We start from the raw sequence: 18,575 nt of genomic DNA on the forward strand, positions 1-18,575 counted from the left end.
TTGCCTACTCAGGAACTTTAGGGTAAACTCTGTCGAATCTTGTAGGCTCATCTGAGGGGAGACGTAGTCTTGGTCGTCGACGACACGTCGTAGCCACGGAGGAGCACAATCTTTTAGGAACGGAGAACTATCGTGGCCTATAGTCATGTATCGAAGAAGAATGGGGTTGCTTATTTTCTGCACGCGCGTGTTACCCCCACAACAAATGGCACGCGTACCATGTACTTTTTTGCCAAAGAAATAAAGGCAAGTGACGATATTACCAAGGCGCTGGATGCGGTGCCCGCTGGTTATTTAGTCGTTGAGAGTGATGCGACGGGTCTACCTCTTCTGAAGAAGGGCTAGACGCACTTTTCGAAACGTTGAAGCATGAGGGGAATCTATCCCCTCGTGCTTTTTTTGTTATCGGCCTAGGGTCAGATCGGTGAAGGGGATGCGGCCATCCCCCGTGAGGGGGGCGACGCCGTCCCACTTGACAATAGCTTTGCGCCGTAGCTCGATCTTCTTCAGGGCGACGGCTTTATCACCCGCTTCTCCCAGAAGACGGTTGACTTCGGCTTGCTCTTTTGCCTTTGTTTGGATGGTTTCCGCCTCAACTGTAGCACGCTTGAGGGTGACTTGAGCAGTGTCTAGTTCCGTGCGTACGGAGATACGCTCATTGACTTTTTGTTTGACTTCTTCGGGAGGATATACTTCGCCGGTGAACACATCGTCCACTGTCAGCCCCCACGCGGCAAGCTTGGGAGTGAGAAGCGTTTTTACGCGTTGACCGAACTGTGCGCGCTCCTTGCTGGTGAGCTCAAAGACACTTTTCTGCCCACTGACACTGTTCACCGCCCAGTTGGTGGCGGGGCGAATAAACTCGGTCTGGATCTGCTGGATGTCGTTGGTGCCAAAGTTTTTGTAGACTGTCATCACATTGGCAGGGTCCACGTGGTAGCTGATTGTCACATCGAGCGGCAAAATGGCGCCCTCATTGGTTGAGCACTGGATTGCGTCGTTGCCAGCGCGCTCCGCTCCGCCGTGGCCACCGCGGGTGTAGGTAGCATTGCGGATATTGGTGGGGTAGAGCACCAGGCGCTGGCGGGGCAGTACCCAGACCACCTGAGGCTTGAGAAGCTTCTCCTCCATGCCGCTGGATGAGGAAAACTTAACTCCCACTTGGGCGGGCGGGATCTCACGCGCGCAGCCTGCTAGAAGGGGCAGGGCGAGGCAGAGTAGGTTTCGGTTGGTGTGGCGTTTCATTGTCCCTTTTGTCCTTTTTCCTGGGGTGCGGGTGCTGCTGAGCGCCGTTTGCTGAGCGCGGCGAGCGTACTGCCATCAAGCACCATGGTCTGGCCACCGCCTGTCCGAATTTCGGAGAGGTGACCGTCCCATTTTTCAATCGCTTCCTCATCGGCCTGGAGCTGGAGCTGCTCAAGCCCTTTGTCTTTGGCGGTGGCACTGGTGAGCCTCGTGGCAGTCATCCTGGCTTGGGCAGTGATGACATTGGTTTGCCGCGCCACCTCCGCGATCTGCCTGCGGAGGACGGCGATATCGTACTCGGTGTACTGGTTCACCCGGCGCGTGATCTTCTCCATGGTCTCTGGGGCGGGGGCGGCGGTCATGAGCATCAGGGAGTCTATGGAGATGCCGTTGGTCTCCATACGCTTCTTGAGCGACTCCGTGGCAAGTCGGCAGAACTCCTGCCGTTTGGGCCCCATCAGCTCAAAGACATCGTACTTGGGGCCGATCTCATTGACCACATCTTTGATGGCGCGGCGCAGGTGGTTTGCTTGGATTGTCTCCACATCAATGGGTCCAAAGTTATTGAAGACACGAATTGCATTTTCCTCATTGATGCGGTAGATCACACAAACATCAAAGGTCGTGTTGGCGTTGTCGCTCGTAGTGATAAGGATACCGTCGGCAGTCTTCTGTTCTCCTTCGTCAACGTCCTGAACATACTTGGCGCTCATCAGCTTGGTGGGAAATGTATAGAGTCGTTGCCGCCAGCCGACAAAAACGCGCCCCGGCTTGAGGGGCTTGGGCTGGACGCCGGAGCTGGCATCATAGAGAATGCCCACATACCCCGCATCTATCCACGCAGATCGGGACTCAATAAATCCCCAGATCGCGAGCCCGGCGGCAAGAGTGCCCCCGCAGCCCAGTGCAAATGTTTTAAATTTCATGGCTTTATTGCCTCTGCAGGGGCTGTTGTTGCTCCTGCGTCTCATCCTCATGCAGAAAGTGTTGGACTTCCTGCTCAGCCTCCTGGCGCTGCTGGCGCTGCGTGCGGGCCTCTTCCTCGGCGCGCTTGTCTCGCTCTATCCAAGCGATTAGATAGCGCCCTGTACGTCTGAGCTGTGTGCGAAGTGTCCAGGCCAGGAGCCCCAACGCACCAAGCACGCCCAGAAAAATCATCAAATAGGTTCCCCACACAGGTCCCATTGTTTTTTCTACTCCTCTCATGCGACCCGTGACACAGTGTTGGGTTGCACTTATGCACTGATTTAAGCGCAAAAGTGAGCAGATTGCACAGAGTGAAAGGAAAAGGTGCACCCTGCCGATAATCCCCATTGACGTGACCCCGGGCAATGGGATAAAATGCTGGTACAGGGTTTTCCGCAGGAAAGGGTAAAAAAAGAGAATGGCACGTATTTTAGCCGTGGACGATGAGCCCAATATCGTCCGATTGATTCAAGTGAACCTGGAGCGTATGGGCTATACCGTTGAGACCGCTAACAACGGCGTTCAGGCTCTGGAGAAGATTCGAGCGAACCGCCCCGATCTGGTTGTCTCCGATGTGATGATGCCGGAGATGGATGGTTTCGAGCTTCTTGCCTCGATTCGTCGTGATGCGGCGCTCGCGGAGCTGCCGGTGATCATGCTGACCGCTAAGACTCAGGATAAGGATGTCCTCCGTGGGTACTCTGGTGGCGCGGACATGTACCTCACGAAACCTTTCAATCCGATGGAGCTGATCTCGTTTGTGAAACGTATTCTTCAGACCTCGACTGAGGGAGACGGACGCTACAAGATTTAAAGTGCCTCTCAGGCCCCCGCGCGTTGCCGCGGGGGCTTTTTCTATTTTTCGCGGCTAGGAGCCCCTGGCTCGTCCTCTCTATGGAGGTTGTTCAATGTCCAGAAAATATGTTTCGTTTGCCCTAACTGCGGGGCTGATTACCTGCACTTTGCCGTTTTCTGCTCGTCTGATCGCGCGCGATCCTGCGGTTCGTGTTCAGGAAGGCCGTGATACAGCACAATCTCTCGAAGTGGCTTTCACACAGCTTGCTGAGACAATGGGGCCGTCGGCTGTCTCGATCAGTGCAGTTGCCGAAGTGCCACGCGCCGAGTCGCCGTTTGAGCAGTTTTTAGGGCCGCCGCAGGGGGGCAACGCGCCGCAACGCCGCCGCCGTCTCCAGCCCGCCCCGAAGCCCGATGGCGGGGAGAAACCCGCAGAGAATCCGAATCCCTCAGAGGAACCCGAGATGCTCCTGCGACCCGTGGGCGGCTCTGGGGTGATCATTCGCAGCGAGGGCTATATCCTGACCAACGACCATGTGATAGAGAAAGCACGTGATGGGAAGGTGAAAGTGAAGCTCTCCACGGGAGAAACTTTTACCGGGCGTGTCCTGCGCGACGACCGCTCTGACCTTGCTGTTATCAAGATAGACGCGGGGCGTCCCCTGCCCGCCATCAAGTTCGCGGACTCAACGCGCATCAAAGTGGGGCAGTGGGCCATTGCGATTGGCTCGCCCTTTGGCCAGGACAACACAGTCACCACCGGGATTGTCTCCGCACTCCAGCGCAAGTCCACGATTGGAGGACCGCTCGATGGCCGCTACTATCCTGAGCTTCTCCAGACCGATGCCGCGATCAACCCGGGCAACTCCGGGGGGCCGCTGCTCAATATCAAAGGCGAGCTCATCGGTATCAATGTGGGTATAGACACTCCCTCGGGCGGCAGTGTCGGGATCGGGTTTGCGATTCCCGCCAACACTGCCCGTCTTGTTTCGGATCAGCTTATTGCAAAGGGGAAAGTAACCCGCGGTTTTCTCGGGCTCAATCCTGCCAATATCGAGCCGGAGTGGCGGCAGGAGCTGAAGGTCTCTCAGGGCGCCTATGTTTCCCAAGTGAGCGGTGGGGGGCCTGCGGACACGGCGGGAGTGGAGGCAGGGGATGTGATCACCCGCTTCGGCACCACTGATGTGCGAGATGAAGTAGGCCTACGTAATGCGATTGCGACCACCAAGCCGGGGAGCCAGGTGGCGATCCAGGTTCGTCGGGAAGGCAAACCACTCACTCTGAATGCCACTCTGGAGGAGCTGAAGGAGCTTCGCCCCGCACCGGCGACACGTCCTACTGTAACCAAGAAAACTCCAGAGGTACTGGAAGCGACTCTGGAGCCGCTTGATGCGGAGGCTCGGACAGAGCTGAAGCTTGAGGAGAGTGTGAAAGGCTTACTGGTCACTGGAGTGAAGCAAGGGACACCGACAGATGAGGCCGGGCTGACTCGGGGCATGGTTTTGCAGAGTGTCAATGGAAAGCTCGTGACCACACTGGAGGAGGCGAAAAAAGCCGCCAGTACGGTTCGTTCGGGGGGGCTTGTAATGCTCAAGGTGCTTCTGCCCAGTCGGACAGGGAAGCCGAGCCGAGCGGCCATTAATATCTCTGTCCCCTAACAAAAAGAGCGCTCTTTCCAGGGCGCTCTCTTTTTTCACTTAGCGAGTCGTTTTAGCCACCGCCGCTCTGGCCGTTACCCGCTCCCTGGAACAGAACGCCTCCGCCTGTTCCTGGCTGCCGATTGCCTGAGTTCGGTTGCCCGTTTCCGCGCCCTAGCAAGCCGTTTCCTGATGAAAAACCTTGCCCCGCTGAAAATCCCTGGCCACCCGTAAAACGCGTGAACTGATGGATCATGGTGATCCCCCCAAGAATCTGCGAGAGATCTGCGGGGTCTAGGTAGGTCAGCGAGATGCGCTCAAAGTGTGGTGACGCGGGTTGCTCCTGCGTGGCAAGCTCAATCGGGGCCAGAACGGCCTCGGTTGAGACGCGCCGGGGTTTAACAATCCAGACCCCGTTCTCTTTGGAGTAGGTTAAGGGAATAGAGTTTGCGCGTAGCACCAGTTTAAGCGCGGATTCCATCGGCTGATCCACCAAGTTGAGGGTCACAAACCCGGCGACCCCATTTTCAAGGATGTAGTTTTTGATCCCAGCCTGCTTGAAAAAGGCTTCCAGCGTGCTCCGAACGGGGGCGTCTTGTGCGGTAATGGTTACCGGTGTGGCCGCAACGTCTTGAGCGAGCACCGAGCGTGGTGCTGCTGTCAAGACAAGTGAGAGAGCGATAGTTGCAATTGTACGGAATTTCATAGGAATCTCCTTGTAAGTTGGTTACTTAGTAGGACTCTGCACGGCTTGATTGCCTTCAAATAAACTTCGCCATCGCCTCGCTGGCGAGAAATAACCCCTTAGGGTCAGTGAGGCGCAAGTGGGTGGGTGTGCGCTCCAGCAAGCCCTGCGTGGTTAGTGTGGCGATTGTCTGCGCCCAGTGCGCCTCGGCACGCACGCCGAAGCGCTCGGCAAAGTCGTCCAGCGCGATCCCCTCTGCGAGGCGCAGGCCTAGCATCATGGTCTCGCCCATGGTTTCTTCTTGCGTGAGTATCTCCGTTTCTTGCGTGATTGCCAGCTCTTTTCCCACCAGCGCCGCTTCAATATACTCGGAGGGCCTCCGAATATTCACCCGCCGAGCGCCGTTGAGATAGCCCGTCGCGCCCGCACCCAGTCCGAAGTAGGGCTCGTTGCGCCAGTAGACACGGTTGTGGCGGCAGGCATAGCCCGAGCGGGCGTAATTGCTAATCTCGTAGCGGGTGAGCCCGGCTTCTCTTGTCTTTTCGAGCGCCTTGCCAAACATCGTCGCCTCGGCACTCTCGGGAGGAAGAGGAAGCTTGCCGCGCTCGCGCCTCGCAAAAAACGGCGTACCTTCCTCAACAATCAGGCCGTAGATCGAAAGATGGGGAATCTCCAGCGCTAGTGCGGTGTCGAGTGTGCGCTCGAAGTCGCCGACTGTCTGCCGAGGCAGGCCAAACATCAAGTCTAGCGAGACGTTATCAAAGCCTGCCGCTCGTGCTTGCTCAATGGCACGCCTTGCCGCCTCGCCGCTGTGCTCACGGTCAATGAGCTTGAGAAGTCTATCGTTGAAGGTCTGGACACCAAACGAGATGCGAGTAAATCCCGCTTGGCGAAGTGCCTCAAGATAACCCCGGTCTGCGTCGGAAGGGTTGGCTTCCAGCGAGATCTCGGCATCGGCAGCAATCAGAAAGTGGCTCCTGAGAGTTGTCAGAATCCGGGTAAGCTCACTGGCCGCAAGATTGGTCGGGGTGCCACCCCCGAAAAAAATCGTCTGGATCTGGCTGCCATCTCCTGCGGCTTCAATCTCGCGGCACAGCGCCTCAACATAGCGCGCCTTTGTGCCATCTTTGTAGCCCGAGTAGGTATTGAAGTCGCAGTAGCCGCACTTACGCGAGCAAAACGGAATATGGACATAGATTGCGGTGGCGGATTGAGACATGGGTGAGACTTGTTGTACCATGTTGCCCCTAGGCTCGTTTAGGGCTCATCTCAGATTTTGGCTTTTTTTGCGCCCCCAGGCACCGTAGCTTGCCGCGAGTGCTAGAAGGCTGGCAACGATCCAGACGAAGAGGGGGTACCCCGTCGCAGGAGCCTGAAACGCTACGGTAAGGGTCTGCTGAAAGGCACCGTGGGTCTGTGTGCCGATAGTGATGCCATCGGTGCCAGCGAGCGTCGTGGCGAGGTAGCCGCTCTTAAACGGCGCGTAGCGGTTCTCGTAGTGCAGCGTGTGCGCCCCCGCAGAGAGCGAGACTAGCGGCGCTTCCATAAAGAGCTTGGTGCTCTGCTCTGGGGTTCGGAGTGGCTCACGTACCAGGCGCAGGGCCAGCCGCTTTCCATCGAGCGAGAGGGTGAGATTCCCAAGCACACGCTGCGCAAAGTCAGGTTTTTCTTCAAGCGCTGCAAAGCTGGGAGCAAGCTGGTCGCCGGGCGCGAGGCTCAGCTCGACCGTGATCGCCTTGCGCGTGATTCCGACATAGCTTGCCTGCCCAAGCTCATCGCGCGGATGGGCCCGAACAGGGGAAGCCATGGGGAGAATGAGAAGCGCCAGTGCGCTACTTCGTAAGCGCTGCGCCATAGTCATTAGTGGGCTCGCGGTAGATGCAGTGTGTGTGACCTGTGCCATCACCGCCCATCCGCTGGGGAGCGTACTCAATCACCATCGTCGGCGCCGTGACCCGGTAGTAGGCGGCGCTTCCCGCACTTGTGGGGCCGCCCCAAGCGAAATAGGTCTTGTCGAGATTCGCTTTAGCCGCCGCCAGCTTCGGAGCCGCATCGTCGTCGTTCAGGTTGCCGATCCACTCCCCCATCAAGTCTAGCAGGAGCTTTTTCTGGGGCTCCGTGAGCGTGGAGCCCGCAATGCCCTCTGGAGCGATCGTCTTACCGTCTTGGCCGGGACCAAGCACCAGGTCAATAAAGTACGGGGCACGGATCGCCGTTTTTTGCTGCTCGGGGGTGAGCGCCTGAATGAGCGAAAAGCCTTTTGTCATCTCTCGGCCCAGCGGTTGGATTGTCTTGCCGCCCAGCGTGTACTTCGCGGGTTGCGCGGCGGGCAGGCTAGGCGCGAGGGTAATGTCTTGACCAACCACCGTGGCGTTGATGGCGAGGTGATGCCCGCCAAACTGGACTATCCAGGGGCTTGTCACCGATGGTTTGCCGAGAAACGCGAGATAGAACTCGGCCTTGCCAAAGTTCAGCCGTCCACTCATCGGGTCGTTCTGGCGCAGATACTCATCGCCATTGACGATATCCGTGACTTTCTGAAAGCCTTGCTTGCTAAGAATGCTCTGAAGGAGCACGTGCACGGCGTTCTGCTGTGTCTCGTTGAGATCGCCCATACGTAGGCCCACGCGCTTAAAAATCCCTGTCGGTAAGTTCGACCAACGAACACGCTGCTGTGCATCCGTGAACTCAAAACTCATCGCTTTACGCTGTTCGGGACTCAGTGTGGCCCGAAGTGCCTCGGCAGCGGCCACGACTTTCTTGGTCGTCGCATCCGCAACCAGAGCCTTAGGTGCCTGAACCGAGCGGGCATAGACGCTAAGCCCACAGAGCCCCAAAGCTAGTGCGGCAGCAACAATAAAAACAGATTTTTTCATCGTGAAGAGAGGATACCGCGAGATCATAAAGAAATAATGAAGTCATGAATACCCCAAAGATGTACTATGGCGACTCGTCGCGGCTGGGGCGACCCTTTGCCAAAGACCCGACGGTGATTAAGTTTCAGAAGTCGTACTGGATGTACTACTCAATCCCGCCGTTTGACCCGAAGCTGGCTTTGCCCGACTCGCCCAAGGGCTGGGGGATTGGGATCGCCGCGAGCACGGACTCAATCCACTGGACCAAGGTGGGCGAGCTCTTGGGCAAGCCAGGAACGGTTGAGGAGGCAGGGATCTGTGCACCGGGGGCACGGGTGCTCAAGGGTAAAGTTCATCTCTTCTACCAGACCTACGGCATGGGGCCAAAAGATGCGATCTGTCACGCGGTCTCTTCCGATGGACTGCACTTCGAGCATGACCCAACCAATCCTATCTTTCGGCCCGATGGGGCCTGGAACTGTGGGCGTGCGATAGATGCCGAGGTCTTCCCGCTTGGCGACAAGCTCTATCTCTACTACGCCACTCGCGACCCGGCATTTAAGATCCAGATGCTCGGGGTGGCTGTCGCAGACTTGAAGTCCAACTTTGACAAAGACGCTTGGAAAAATCTGAGCGTGGACGGCCCGATGCTCACCCCTGAGCTACCGTGGGAGCGCGACTGTATTGAGGCGGCGACACTCTGTCAGCGGGGGAAGACACTGTTTCTCTTCTACGCGGGAGCCTACAACAACGCACCGCAGCAGATCGGGGTGGCGAGTAGCACCGATGGCGTCCACTGGACCCGCCTGAGCGACCAGCCGCTTCTGGCCAACGGCACGCCAGGCGAGTGGAACGCCTCCGAGTCCGGCCATCCGGGGATCTACGACGAGCGCGGCAAGACAGTTTTGTTCTTCCAGGGCAACAACGACAAGGGCAAGACCTGGTTTCTCTCGCAGAAACGCCTTCGCTGGACAAAGGAAAACCTCCCTGCACTGGCGGAATAAGGAGCAACATGCAATCTCCTGATCCACGCGGCCCGATTGCCCGTAAGGGCGTTTTGCCCCGAGTTGTTACTGAGGGCGTCGAAGCAAAAGGCTACAAAGGCGAAGACACCAAGCCGACAGGCAAGCCCGAGCGCGGTGCCTGGATCTGGCTCGCTGCCCAGGCTCCCGTTGTGCTGGTGCGGAAAGAGCTGGCTCTGGCGCGTGTACCAAAGACTGCCCTCGCCTCTATCAGTGCCGACAATGCCTACCGCCTCTGGATCAACGGGGTCTTGGTGGCGCGTGGCCCCGCAGACATCGGGATGGACTATCACCGAGTCCCAACCGGCAAGTTCTTCTACGACACGGTAGATCTCGCGCCCTATCTCAAGCCCGGCATAAACACTCTCTCCGCCGAAGTCTTCTTCGCGAATCTTATCGGCTGGGAAGGCTCGCGGGGGCACGGTGGCTTCTTCCTTGATGCGCCGGGAGTGACGGCCACCGATGCAAGCTGGCGTGTCACACAGTGCAAGCACTGGGTCAAGAAGGGTCACTGGCACTACGAAGCCGCCGCCGAACCCGATGGCTGGCGGCTAGCAGGGTTTGATGTGTCGGCCTGGGAGATGGCCCGTGTCATGCCCGATAAGTGGCAGCCCTTTGTCCCCAGCGAGATTCCCGCCCGCATGGAGGTCGTGTACCCGCACCTACCCCAGTCACTTCCCCGTTGGACGGTGGACGGTACGGCACGTATCCGCTGGGATCGGGTGCTACCGGCGTACCTGAGCTTTGTGGTCAAAGGCGGCAAGGGAGCAACTCTCACCATCGAGCCCAATGAGCCCAACGCCCCTGGGCATAATCGCATGGCAACGGCGACGCTCGCTGGAGGCATCCAGACCTTCGAGCTGCCATTTATGGACAGTTTCTCCGTAGTTAACCTCACCGCGAAGAACGTCACCGAGCCACTGGAGATCATGGATATTCGGGCAAGCTTTGTCTCTCAGCCTGTGGCCTATCGGGGGAGCTTCTCGTGCAGTGATCCAAGCCTAACCCGGCTCTGGTCGGTGTGCCGCTGGGCAACGCAGATCTGCCTCCAGACCCATCACCTAGACTCGCCGCACCATCAGGAGCCCATCAGTGATCCCGGAGATTACTTAATCGCCTCGCTCGTAAACTACGCTGCGTTTTTCCAGCCCGCCTTGACGATCCAAGACTCACGCAAGTACGCCTGGATTCTCACGCAGTGCAAGAACCAGAACTTTCACACGAGCTATGCGCTTCTCTGGCTCCAGATGGTGCTGGACTACTGGGATCACACCGGTGATGACTCGCTGGTGCGGGAGCTCGCGCCCCAAATCCACTCGCTTCTGGATACGTTCACCAGCTATATTGGCAAGAACGGCCTGATCTCCGAAGCGCCCAACTACATGTTCCTAGACTGGGTGGATATCGCTGGCTTTCCCGGTCACCATCCCCCCGCCGTGATCGGGCAGGGCTACATGACCGCGTTCTTCTACCGTGCGCTTGCCGATGGGATGCGTGTGGCTCGGCTTACCAACGACTCCGGGCGGATGCGCGAGTACTTCCGCATCCGCCGGGATCTCTACGTCGCCTTCGAGCGCGAGCTCTGGGTACCGGAGAAGGGTCTGTATCATGACGGCAAGCCCTTCCAGACCTCGGTTAAGCCCGGGCAGTGGCTCCCCGCCGACAAAGAGATCGAGACATTTACGGCGCACCTGCAGTTCCTCGCCGCGCTCTATGATCTTGCCCCTAAAGAGCGGCAGTCGGCGATTGTCGAGAAAGCCATCACCGCATCAAACTTTTCTTGCCAGCCGTATTTCATGCACTTTGTCTTCGCGGCACTGGCCCACACGGGGCTCTTTGAGAAACACGCGCCCGAACAACTGAAGCGCTGGAGGATTGTGGAGGACACGCAGTCGCTTCTCGAGATGTGGGATCGTGGTGACCTGAGCCATAGCTGGGGCGGGACACCGCTCTATCAAATGATAGTACAGATTCTTGGGGTGCGCCCCGCCACACCCGGTTTTGAGACGTTCACCGTCGCGCCGCAGCCCAGTGGCCTCACCTGGGCCAAAGGTATCGTTCCCACGCCCCACGGGGACATCAAAGTGAGCTGGCGCAAGCAGGGCGAGCGGCTCACGCTAGAACTGACGGTTCCCAAGGGCTGCCATGCGGAGATAAAGCTCCCCGGAAGCGAGACGACGAAGCAAGTAGGAGCAGGACGGCACGTGCTCTAACCGACCCGTTGAAACGTTTGTTGTGACGAGGCGTCGCGGAGCGACATTAGGGCCGAAGGCCCGTAGACACCCACTTTCAGTGGACGGCCCGTGTTGAAATAAAACACGGTATCGTCTAGACTGTTACTCATGAACACCATTCCTGTCCCGCTGGCTACCGGGAGAGCGTCCGAGAGTGCCCCCGGATTTATCCGTGGGGGGTTGTCAATCCTTCCAAGAGCTTCTCCTGGCAAACGCAAAGGAGGCGAGCGTGGGGATTGATCTCTTCGCGGTCTGCGATTTCTGCGCCCAGCAGGATATTGATGCCGTGGATTTGACCGGCTACTTCTTTGCTCGCTATCCCAAAGTGCCCGAGGATGCTTATATCTTCCGGCTCAAGCGCCACGCACAGCGGCTCGGTCTGGATATTAGTGGCACAGGCGTGCGCAATGACTTTACTACGGATAATACGTCCGTCCGCGCTGAGGGAGTAGGGTGTATCATGGACTGGATCGAGGTCGCCGCAAAGCTGGGGGCACCCGTGATCCGGGCTTTCGCGGACTCACAGGCCCCTTTCAAGAGCTGGCAGGAAGCGTCGGGCAGTGCGAGCCGTGAAACCGTCGAAGCCTGGATGGCGGAGGCGCTGCGGGAGTGTGCAGAGCACGGGGAGAAGTTCGGGGTGATTGTGGCTGTACAAAACCACGGGGACTTCATCGCCACGGGGGAGCAGCACCTCAGCCTGCTCAAGCGCGTGAACCACGAGTGGTGCGCGGCGCTTGTGGACACGGGCAAGTACCTGAGCGCCGATCCGTACGCGGATATCGCTCTCATGGCCCCGTACGCCGTAAACTGGCAGATTAAAGAGACAATGCAGAGCAAGCTCGACTCGCCACGGATTGACATGGAAAAGTTGCTGGCTCTGATCCGCAAGTCGGGGTATCGTGGCTACTTGCCGATCGAGACACTGGCGATGGGCCGCACGGACTACGATCCCTTCGTGGAAGTAACAAAACTACTGGCGGCGCTACGTCAGGCAATCAAAGAGACGGCTTGAACACAAATGGCAATTAAAGACTTTGGGCTGAGGCCCTATTTACGCACCTCGAAAGACCTGCCGCACGGGGAAGATAAGCCCTGGAAGCTGGTCTGTACGATCCCGTATAACTGCCACTTTCAGCCCTGGATCGAGGTGGAGAGCGCAAGTGGGGGCCAGATTCTGTTTAACTCCAGCAACCCACTCGTGCTCTATCTCACACCCACGGAGACGTGCGAGGCCAAGCCCGGTGTGCAGCGCTACGAGGCGAAACACTGGGTGAGCGGCGAGGGGGCGGTCTACACGATTCCTGCAGGCATGACGGTTCGCGCCGTACAGTACCGTGAGACGGGCTACGATACGAGCTTCGCGGGCTCGTTTGTCTGTAACGACAGCGACTACAACACACTCTGGACAAAAGCGGCGCGCACGGCCTATATCTGCATGCGGGACCACTTCTACGACTGTCCGGATCGTGAGCGCGTGGGCTTCTGGGGGGATGGCACCCCGGAGCTGAACCAGTGCTTCTATGTTTTTGACACCAAGGCCCACGCGCTGGCCAAAGAGCTGGTGCTGCGCAAGCTGGAGCCCAAGTTCTACCCGGGCCAGCACTTAGAGTTCCTGGGAGACTACGGCCTGTGGTTCTACTATCTCCACACCGGTGATCTAGAGTCGCTGCGAAAGATCTACGAGCCGACCAAAGTCTTTCTGTTTGAGACCTATCAGTTTGGTAAGCGCACCTGGTTTGACTGGGGCAAAGAGGTCAAGGACATCGCGGTGACGGAGACCTGTTTTTACTACAACTGCCTCGGGACACTCAAGAAGATCGCGCTCGCCACGGGGCACGACGCCGATGTGCCCGAGATTGACCAGAAGCGCGCGGCGATCCAGGCGACTTTTAATAGCAAGTTCTGGAAGGGGAGCTACTACCAGTCGGAGCAAGTAAACGCTCCCGATGACCGTGCCAATGCGATGGCGGTCAATGTGGGGCTGGCGGAGCGCGGAAAGTGGGACGCGATCTACGAAAATGTCCTTACCAAGAAGACCTACGCGAGCTGTTTTTTCGATAGGTGGGTCTTTGAGGCGCTGTGCCTGATGGGCAAGCAAGAGTACGCACTCTTACGGATGGTCGAGCGCTACAAGACCATGATCCCGTGCAGCTTCACCACCCTCTGGGAGCACTACGACCGCTGGTGGGCATCGCGCATAGACGCCTTCGACGATGCATCGTCGCTGAATCATGGCTGGAACCCGCCCGCACTGATTCTCTCGCAGAGCATCACGGGAGTTGCGCCCATCGAGCCGGGCTGGACGGTTTTTCAGGTCTTGCCCAAGGAGGCGTTTCTCACCGAGATCAACTTGGTCGTGCCCACGGTGAAGGGCAATGTCACAGTCGCGCTGAAGAAAACCAAGTCCGAGTACGCACTCAGTGTGACGGTTCCGGCAGACACCACTGCGGTGGTCGGGATTCCCAAAGCGGCGTTCTCGGCGCTGAAGGCGATCAAGCTCGGCAGTAAGACACTCTGGGAAAACGGGACCATGCGGGGTGTCCCCGCAGGAGTGGCGTTTCTTGCCGAGGACGCGGACTATGTGACGTTCTCTGTTCCCCCGGGGGCCTGGAAGTTTCGTGGCATTGGGAGCTTGCCGCTTGCCTCGTCCAAGCCTGCGCCGAAGCCTGCCGCGAAGGCAAAGCCCCTCGAAAAAAAACACTGGGTCGCGTCGGCGTCCGTGCCCGATAGCTCGTTTCTCTTCAGCGGCGACAAAATCCCTATTGCGGTTCCGGCAGCTAGCGCGATTGACGGCGACCACTGGACGGGCTGGCGGGACATGACAAAAACGCAGTACCCCGGTCAGTGGTTTCAGCTCGACCTCCAGCGCACCGAGCGCTTCTCCAAGCTCGTTTTAGACAACACCTGGGCGCTCTGGGACTCGCCTGTCGGGTATGCCGTCACCGTCTCCCAGGACGGCAATCACTGGAGCACTCCGGTTGCCACCGGCAAGGGCGATCTCGGAATCACCACGATTACGTTCCCCACACAGACTGCCCGCTACGTCCGAATCACGCAGACCGGCATCAGCCCTATCTACCACTGGTCTATCTACGAGATCGATCTGCTATGAAACAATCACTACTACAGATTCCTGTCCACTTTCACCTTGTCGCCGATCTGCTGATGGCCAAGCGCGAGGTCGCGATGATACCCTGGCTCACGCCGGAGCAGCTCGCAAAAACGGTTCTTCCCGAGGTCAATCACATCTGGTCGGCGGCGCAGATCGCGTGGAAACTAAGCGGCGTGAGCCTCGCCACGACCCGTCGCGAGGGCCGCACTGAGGTGATGTCCTATGTGCTAAACGCCGTCCGCGATAGCGAGGGGCACTCAGACCCGGAAGTGGTGAATGTCTATGTCGTCCCGTATCTCGGCGGCACGTCGCAGAGCCACGCACTGCCAGGGCGCAAGCTCGTGCTGGTGGAGAGTGGCCCGTTTCAGCAGGGCTCGTTTAGCCGCACGGTCGCTCATGAGCTGGGGCACCTTCTTGGCCTCAAGCACCCCGAGCCCGGAGCGTCCCCGCTTCATCGGTTAATGGGCGGCAACGATCCTGGCAACGACCTCACCGACGATGAAAAAGCCACGGCGCGGAAAGCAGCGGCGGCGCTTGTCCCCCAGAAAGCACTCCCACTGCCCGGTGAGGCGTTCATGGTTGCGGGGCGACCCGCGTTTGTGATTCTCCCCGAAGGTAAGCCCACGGGCCGCCCTACGCCCTGGGTCTGGTACGCACCGACCTTGCCGGGCCTACCGGGGCCGGAGGAGCGCTGGATGTTCGAGCGCTTCCTAAAGGCAGGGATCGCCCTCGCGGGAATTGATGTTGGGGAGTCCTACGGAAGCCCAGACGGTCGCGCGCTGTTCACGGCACTCTATACCGAGCTCACCCAGAAACGTGGCTTTGCTGCAAAGATGGTTCTGCTGGGGCGGAGCCGGGGCGGGCTCATGACTTTGAGCTGGGCGGCAGAGAACCCGGAGAAAGTGGCAGGATTTGCGGGAATCTACCCGGTCTGTGACATTGCTAGCTACCCCGGAGTCGCGAAGGCCAGCGGTGCCTACCGGATGACCGAGGCGGAGCTGACGGCACGGCTCAAGGAGCATAACCCGATAGATCGGCTTGCGCTGCTCGCCAAAGCCCGCGTGCCGCTCTTTGCGATCCAGGGCGATAGCGATACCGTCGTGCCGCTGGAGAAGAACGCGGGTGAGGTCAAGCGCCGCTACGAGGCGCTGGGTGGAACGATGCAGCTAATCGTGCCTCCCGGCCAGGGGCACAACATGTGGCCCGGCTTCTTCCTGTGCCAGGAGCTGGTGGACTTTGTTCTGGCGCAGACAACGGGTATGGCTCTCACCGCGCCGCTAGAGTATCAAGTGACGCAGCGCTTGTCGCGGACAAAAGGCAAGCTGACGATCACGGGCATGCTGGCTGAACTTTCTGGAAAAGGCACAACTCTTGAGGCGCGGCTGGGCGACGGCCCGTGGCAAAGGCTCAAGCCGAAGTTTGAAGGTATGGCATTTACGGCAACGCTCGACGCGCCCGCCGGTGGCTGGTACCGCTTGGACGTGCGAGCCACACGCGCTGGAGCCGTGCTCGCCGAAGCAAGCGTCGCGCACGTCGGGGTGGGGGAGGTCTTTGTGGTGGCAGGGCAGTCCAACTCGGCCAATCACGGCGAGGAGAAGCAGCGCACCAAGACGGGCAAGGTCGTCACGTTTGACGGCACCCGCTGGCAGCTTGCAAACGACCCACAGCCCGGCGCGAGTGGCGGTGGCGGGAGCTTTCTGCCTCCGTTTGGCGATGCGATTGCCGAGCGCTTCAAAGTCCCGGTGGGCTTTATCGCCTGCGGAATCGGGGCGAGCAGTGTGCGTGAGTGGCTCCCCAAGGGCAGCACGTTTCCCAATCCCCCGACCATTGAGAGCCGCGTGCAAAAGCGCGCCGACGGGCTCTGGGAGTGCAAGGGCGAGGCATTTGAAATGTTTACGAGCCGCATGAAGCTCCTCGGGCCACACGGCTTTCGCGCTGTTTTGTGGCACCAGGGGGAGAGCGATGCCAACCAAAAAGACACCACGCGCACGCTGGCCGGAACGCTCTACCACGACTATCTTGCAAAGCTCATCCGAGACTCCCGCCGCGCCATTGGCTGGGATGCGCCCTGGTTTGTAGCCCAAGTGAGCTACCACGTCCCCGGCGACGAGTCCTCCCCGGATATCCGCGCCGCCCAAGCCGCCCTCTGGAAAGAGCACCTCGCCCTCCAAGGCCCCGATAGCGACTCCCTCAAGTCTGAGTGGCGCGACACCGGCGGCAAGGGTGTCCACTTCAGCGGCCCTGGCCTCCGCGAGCACGCCGCCCGCTGGGTAGAAAAAGTCGCCCCCTGGCTGGAGCGGCAGTAGGCTACCAAGGAAACCAGAGGCTTTTCTGTTACAATCCCATCATGGCATCTCGTAAGAAAAACAAAATGGCACACTCACACTGTGCCCCTTCCAAGTGGCGTACACAGGTCAAGATGAAGCTCCCCAACGATCTCTTATGCTGCGGAACTGAGCCGATGTGCCAGCAATCGGGAGGCCAAACCCCGGATGGAAAGAGATCGAATGCCTTCGCCGCGGATATTGCTCTGCCCAACGGTTTCAGGGAGCAGCCACGTGTGTCCGCTGTGTTTCACAGTCCGAAGAACCCTCTGGCCCCAGTGCTGACTTGCTATGAGATCACGATCCAACCGGATCTATCGAGATGTGCAATATGGGCAACGACAGGCGGTCCACAGGTTGCCGATGATTATGTTTGCATATACTCCGCTATTGGACTTCGGAAAAAGAAGCCTGCCCCCCGTGCCAAATCTGCCGCTTCGCGAAGGAAGTAACAAGGTCGGGACTTTCGCTCTGTGAGTTCGAACACCGAGATCGAGCGCAAGTTTCTGGTGACGAGCACCGAACCGTGCGCGAGGGGCCGCTAGTGGAGAAGATGCGTTTCTGGGAAACAACGAGGGCCTCGTGGTTGCCGCAGTGGATCGGCGCGGAGATCACAGGCGATGCGCGGTAGTACAGCTCCGCCATCTCTCCCCGAATCGCCGTCACTTCCTCACGGGTAAAGACGGTTGGCAGACGCTTGGATCGTCGTGCACGCTCCACATCGTGGATGTGAGAGAGTTCGACCTTCAGAACATTGCGGTATAGAAAGAGGAGTGCTGCCAGTGCGGCGTTTTGGGTGGATGCGGCAACATTGCCCTCAACTGCAAGATGTGTCAGATAGGCTCGAATCTCCTCGACTCCCAATTTTGTTGGATGTTGTCGCTCATGAAAGTAAATGAAGCGCCGGATTGTGGCGACATAGCTCTGCTCCGTGGAGTAAGCAAGGTGGCGTAGCCGTGCCACATCTCGACACTCGTCGAGAAAAGTTGAAATAGATGTCATTTTGTGTTATTCTGTTCCTAGCTAAGGTAGGATTCACCTTCGCCTACAGAACGGTTGAGAAAGGGCATTTCTGATAAAAAGTGAAAAGTCTCATAATGAAAGTCCAAAAGACCATCTGCGGCATAACACGCTCCACGAGGGAGCAAACACCGCTGCGGCAGAAATACTATAGTATTCCCAATTGATTTGTAAAAATACTATTCTCTGGTATACTCTCTTCATCTTTTTCCATGAGGTAATTTCCCAGAATGGCTTCCCAAGACATTGAACAATTCATACAAAACACCACACAAACACGAGAACTCAAAAGAGCAATCGCCGTACAAATGCACCAGAACAAAATCGACAGAAAAATCATTTGCAAAACATTACAAATATCTTCCGCTTTTGTTTCTAAATGGATAAAAATTTACACAGAGAAAGGAGCAGAGTCGCTAAATCTTCAATATAAAGGATCAAAACCAAAATTAACGAAAGAAGAAAAAGAAGAGGTGATAAATCATTTAAAAAATAAGAACAACTGGAAAATTCAAGAAATAATACAATATATTAAAGATAAATACAATACTGTCTATCAGTCACAACAATCATACTATTGCCTAATGAACGAAGCAGGGTTTTCTTGGAAAAAGACACAAAAAAATAATCCTAAAAAGGATGAACAATTTGTCTTAGAAAGAAGAGAATGGCTAAAAAAA

At 57.8% G+C, this 18,575-nt stretch carries 17 protein-coding genes; 9 read left to right on the forward strand and 8 right to left on the reverse strand.

The window, feature by feature from the left end; genetic code table 11:
- Positions 1–132 precede the first annotated feature (132 nt).
- Entirely contained in the window at positions 133–345 is a 213-nt protein-coding gene (locus tag ACH2ED_RS21300) for a hypothetical protein (RefSeq protein WP_395094744.1), read from the forward strand.
- Between the two features lie 57 nt (positions 346–402).
- On the opposite strand, the gene ACH2ED_RS21305 is transcribed toward ACH2ED_RS21300, so the two are convergent.
- The 3 genes from ACH2ED_RS21305 to ACH2ED_RS21315 are packed head-to-tail and all read right to left on the reverse strand — an operon-like array spanning position 403 to position 2,403.
- A complete protein-coding gene (locus ACH2ED_RS21305) occupies positions 403–1,245 on the reverse strand; it encodes an SPFH domain-containing protein (RefSeq protein WP_395094745.1) in 843 nt (280 codons plus the stop codon).
- Positions 1,242–2,171 (reverse strand): SPFH domain-containing protein, encoded by a 930-nt coding sequence (locus ACH2ED_RS21310; protein ID WP_395094746.1) that lies wholly within the window; start codon positions 2,169–2,171, stop codon positions 1,242–1,244. The genes ACH2ED_RS21305 and ACH2ED_RS21310 overlap by 4 nt, the downstream gene beginning before the upstream one ends.
- A 4-nt stretch (positions 2,172–2,175) precedes the next feature.
- Positions 2,176–2,403: a hypothetical protein gene (locus tag ACH2ED_RS21315; RefSeq protein WP_395094747.1), complete on the reverse strand. Its 228-nt coding sequence runs from the start codon at positions 2,401–2,403 to the stop codon at positions 2,176–2,178.
- A gap of 226 nt (positions 2,404–2,629) precedes the next feature.
- On the opposite strand from ACH2ED_RS21315, the gene ACH2ED_RS21320 reads away from it, so the two are divergent.
- Both ACH2ED_RS21320 and ACH2ED_RS21325 read left to right on the forward strand, forming a co-directional pair.
- On the forward strand, positions 2,630–3,025 hold the full coding sequence (locus ACH2ED_RS21320) for a response regulator (RefSeq protein WP_309687827.1): 396 nt from the start codon (positions 2,630–2,632) through the stop codon (positions 3,023–3,025).
- Positions 3,026–3,119: 94 nt separating this feature from the next.
- Positions 3,120–4,664 (forward strand): trypsin-like peptidase domain-containing protein, encoded by a 1,545-nt coding sequence (locus ACH2ED_RS21325; protein WP_395094748.1) that lies wholly within the window; start codon positions 3,120–3,122, stop codon positions 4,662–4,664.
- Positions 4,665–4,716: 52 nt separating this feature from the next.
- Here ACH2ED_RS21325 and ACH2ED_RS21330 read toward each other — a convergent pair whose 3' ends face one another.
- Genes ACH2ED_RS21330 through ACH2ED_RS21345 form a run of 4 tightly spaced genes read right to left on the reverse strand, consistent with a single transcriptional unit; the run spans position 4,717 to position 8,204 of the window.
- Positions 4,717–5,349: a hypothetical protein gene (locus tag ACH2ED_RS21330; RefSeq protein ID WP_395094749.1), complete on the reverse strand. Its 633-nt coding sequence runs from the start codon at positions 5,347–5,349 to the stop codon at positions 4,717–4,719.
- A 55-nt stretch (positions 5,350–5,404) separates the two neighbouring features.
- Complete coding sequence (hemW, locus tag ACH2ED_RS21335) at positions 5,405–6,547, reverse strand: radical SAM family heme chaperone HemW (protein WP_395094750.1); 1,143 nt, start codon at positions 6,545–6,547, stop codon at positions 5,405–5,407.
- Positions 6,548–6,592: 45 nt separating this feature from the next.
- Positions 6,593–7,183, reverse strand: coding sequence for a hypothetical protein (locus ACH2ED_RS21340; protein WP_395094751.1), 591 nt, complete (start codon positions 7,181–7,183; stop codon positions 6,593–6,595).
- The gene (locus ACH2ED_RS21345; RefSeq protein ID WP_395094752.1) at positions 7,161–8,204 is read right to left on the reverse strand and encodes a DUF3500 domain-containing protein; all 1,044 of its coding nucleotides are present in this window, start codon (positions 8,202–8,204) and stop codon (positions 7,161–7,163) included. Before ACH2ED_RS21345 ends, ACH2ED_RS21340 begins: the two co-directional genes overlap by 23 nt.
- A gap of 44 nt (positions 8,205–8,248) precedes the next feature.
- Between ACH2ED_RS21345 and ACH2ED_RS21350 the strand changes: the two genes are divergently transcribed.
- The 5 genes from ACH2ED_RS21350 (at position 8,249) to ACH2ED_RS21370 (ending at position 16,857) form a co-directional block, all read left to right on the forward strand.
- Positions 8,249–9,187, forward strand: coding sequence for a family 43 glycosylhydrolase (locus ACH2ED_RS21350; protein WP_395094753.1), 939 nt, complete (start codon positions 8,249–8,251; stop codon positions 9,185–9,187).
- Between the two features lie 8 nt (positions 9,188–9,195).
- A complete protein-coding gene (locus ACH2ED_RS21355) occupies positions 9,196–11,418 on the forward strand; it encodes an alpha-L-rhamnosidase C-terminal domain-containing protein (RefSeq protein ID WP_395094754.1) in 2,223 nt (740 codons plus the stop codon).
- Positions 11,419–11,593: 175 nt separating this feature from the next.
- Positions 11,594–12,451 (forward strand): sugar phosphate isomerase/epimerase family protein, encoded by an 858-nt coding sequence (locus ACH2ED_RS21360; RefSeq protein WP_395094755.1) that lies wholly within the window; start codon positions 11,594–11,596, stop codon positions 12,449–12,451.
- Between the two features lie 6 nt (positions 12,452–12,457).
- Positions 12,458–14,551, forward strand: coding sequence for a discoidin domain-containing protein (locus ACH2ED_RS21365; RefSeq protein ID WP_395094756.1), 2,094 nt, complete (start codon positions 12,458–12,460; stop codon positions 14,549–14,551).
- Positions 14,548–16,857 (forward strand): sialate O-acetylesterase, encoded by a 2,310-nt coding sequence (locus ACH2ED_RS21370; RefSeq protein WP_395094757.1) that lies wholly within the window; start codon positions 14,548–14,550, stop codon positions 16,855–16,857. Before ACH2ED_RS21365 ends, ACH2ED_RS21370 begins: the two co-directional genes overlap by 4 nt.
- Before the next feature lie 405 nt (positions 16,858–17,262).
- On the opposite strand, the gene ACH2ED_RS21375 is transcribed toward ACH2ED_RS21370, so the two are convergent.
- Positions 17,263–17,877 carry a site-specific integrase gene (locus ACH2ED_RS21375; RefSeq protein WP_395094758.1) on the reverse strand — a complete coding sequence of 205 codons (615 nt, stop codon included), beginning with the start codon at positions 17,875–17,877 and terminating at the stop codon, positions 17,263–17,265.
- A gap of 248 nt (positions 17,878–18,125) precedes the next feature.
- On the opposite strand from ACH2ED_RS21375, the gene ACH2ED_RS21380 reads away from it, so the two are divergent.
- A partial coding sequence (locus tag ACH2ED_RS21380) for a transposase (protein ID WP_395094759.1) occupies positions 18,126–18,575 on the forward strand: 450 nt, incomplete at its 3' end.

The sequence above is a fragment of the Armatimonas sp. genome (genome assembly GCF_043757465.1).
Taxonomy (GTDB): Bacteria; Armatimonadota; Armatimonadia; order Armatimonadales; family Armatimonadaceae; genus Armatimonas.

Bases quoted from the DNA above. Each gene is read 5' to 3' on its own strand.
- ACH2ED_RS21355 (WP_395094754.1), top strand. From the start codon at position 9,196: ATGCAATCTCCTGATCCACGCGGCCCGATTGCCCGTAAGGGCGTTTTG.
- hemW (WP_395094750.1), bottom strand. From the start codon at position 6,547: ATGTCTCAATCCGCCACCGCAATCTATGTCCATATTCCGTTTTGCTCG.
- ACH2ED_RS21310 (WP_395094746.1), bottom strand. From the start codon at position 2,171: ATGAAATTTAAAACATTTGCACTGGGCTGCGGGGGCACTCTTGCCGCC.
- ACH2ED_RS21330 (WP_395094749.1), bottom strand. From the start codon at position 5,349: ATGAAATTCCGTACAATTGCAACTATCGCTCTCTCACTTGTCTTGACA.
- ACH2ED_RS21320 (WP_309687827.1), top strand. From the start codon at position 2,630: ATGGCACGTATTTTAGCCGTGGACGATGAGCCCAATATCGTCCGATTG.
- ACH2ED_RS21325 (WP_395094748.1), top strand. From the start codon at position 3,120: ATGTCCAGAAAATATGTTTCGTTTGCCCTAACTGCGGGGCTGATTACC.
- ACH2ED_RS21315 (WP_395094747.1), bottom strand. From the start codon at position 2,403: ATGATTTTTCTGGGCGTGCTTGGTGCGTTGGGGCTCCTGGCCTGGACA.
- ACH2ED_RS21345 (WP_395094752.1), bottom strand. From the start codon at position 8,204: ATGAAAAAATCTGTTTTTATTGTTGCTGCCGCACTAGCTTTGGGGCTC.
- ACH2ED_RS21375 (WP_395094758.1), bottom strand. From the start codon at position 17,877: ATGACATCTATTTCAACTTTTCTCGACGAGTGTCGAGATGTGGCACGG.
- ACH2ED_RS21340 (WP_395094751.1), bottom strand. From the start codon at position 7,183: ATGGCGCAGCGCTTACGAAGTAGCGCACTGGCGCTTCTCATTCTCCCC.
- ACH2ED_RS21350 (WP_395094753.1), top strand. From the start codon at position 8,249: ATGAATACCCCAAAGATGTACTATGGCGACTCGTCGCGGCTGGGGCGA.
- ACH2ED_RS21370 (WP_395094757.1), top strand. From the start codon at position 14,548: ATGAAACAATCACTACTACAGATTCCTGTCCACTTTCACCTTGTCGCC.
- ACH2ED_RS21365 (WP_395094756.1), top strand. From the start codon at position 12,458: ATGGCAATTAAAGACTTTGGGCTGAGGCCCTATTTACGCACCTCGAAA.
- ACH2ED_RS21305 (WP_395094745.1), bottom strand. From the start codon at position 1,245: ATGAAACGCCACACCAACCGAAACCTACTCTGCCTCGCCCTGCCCCTT.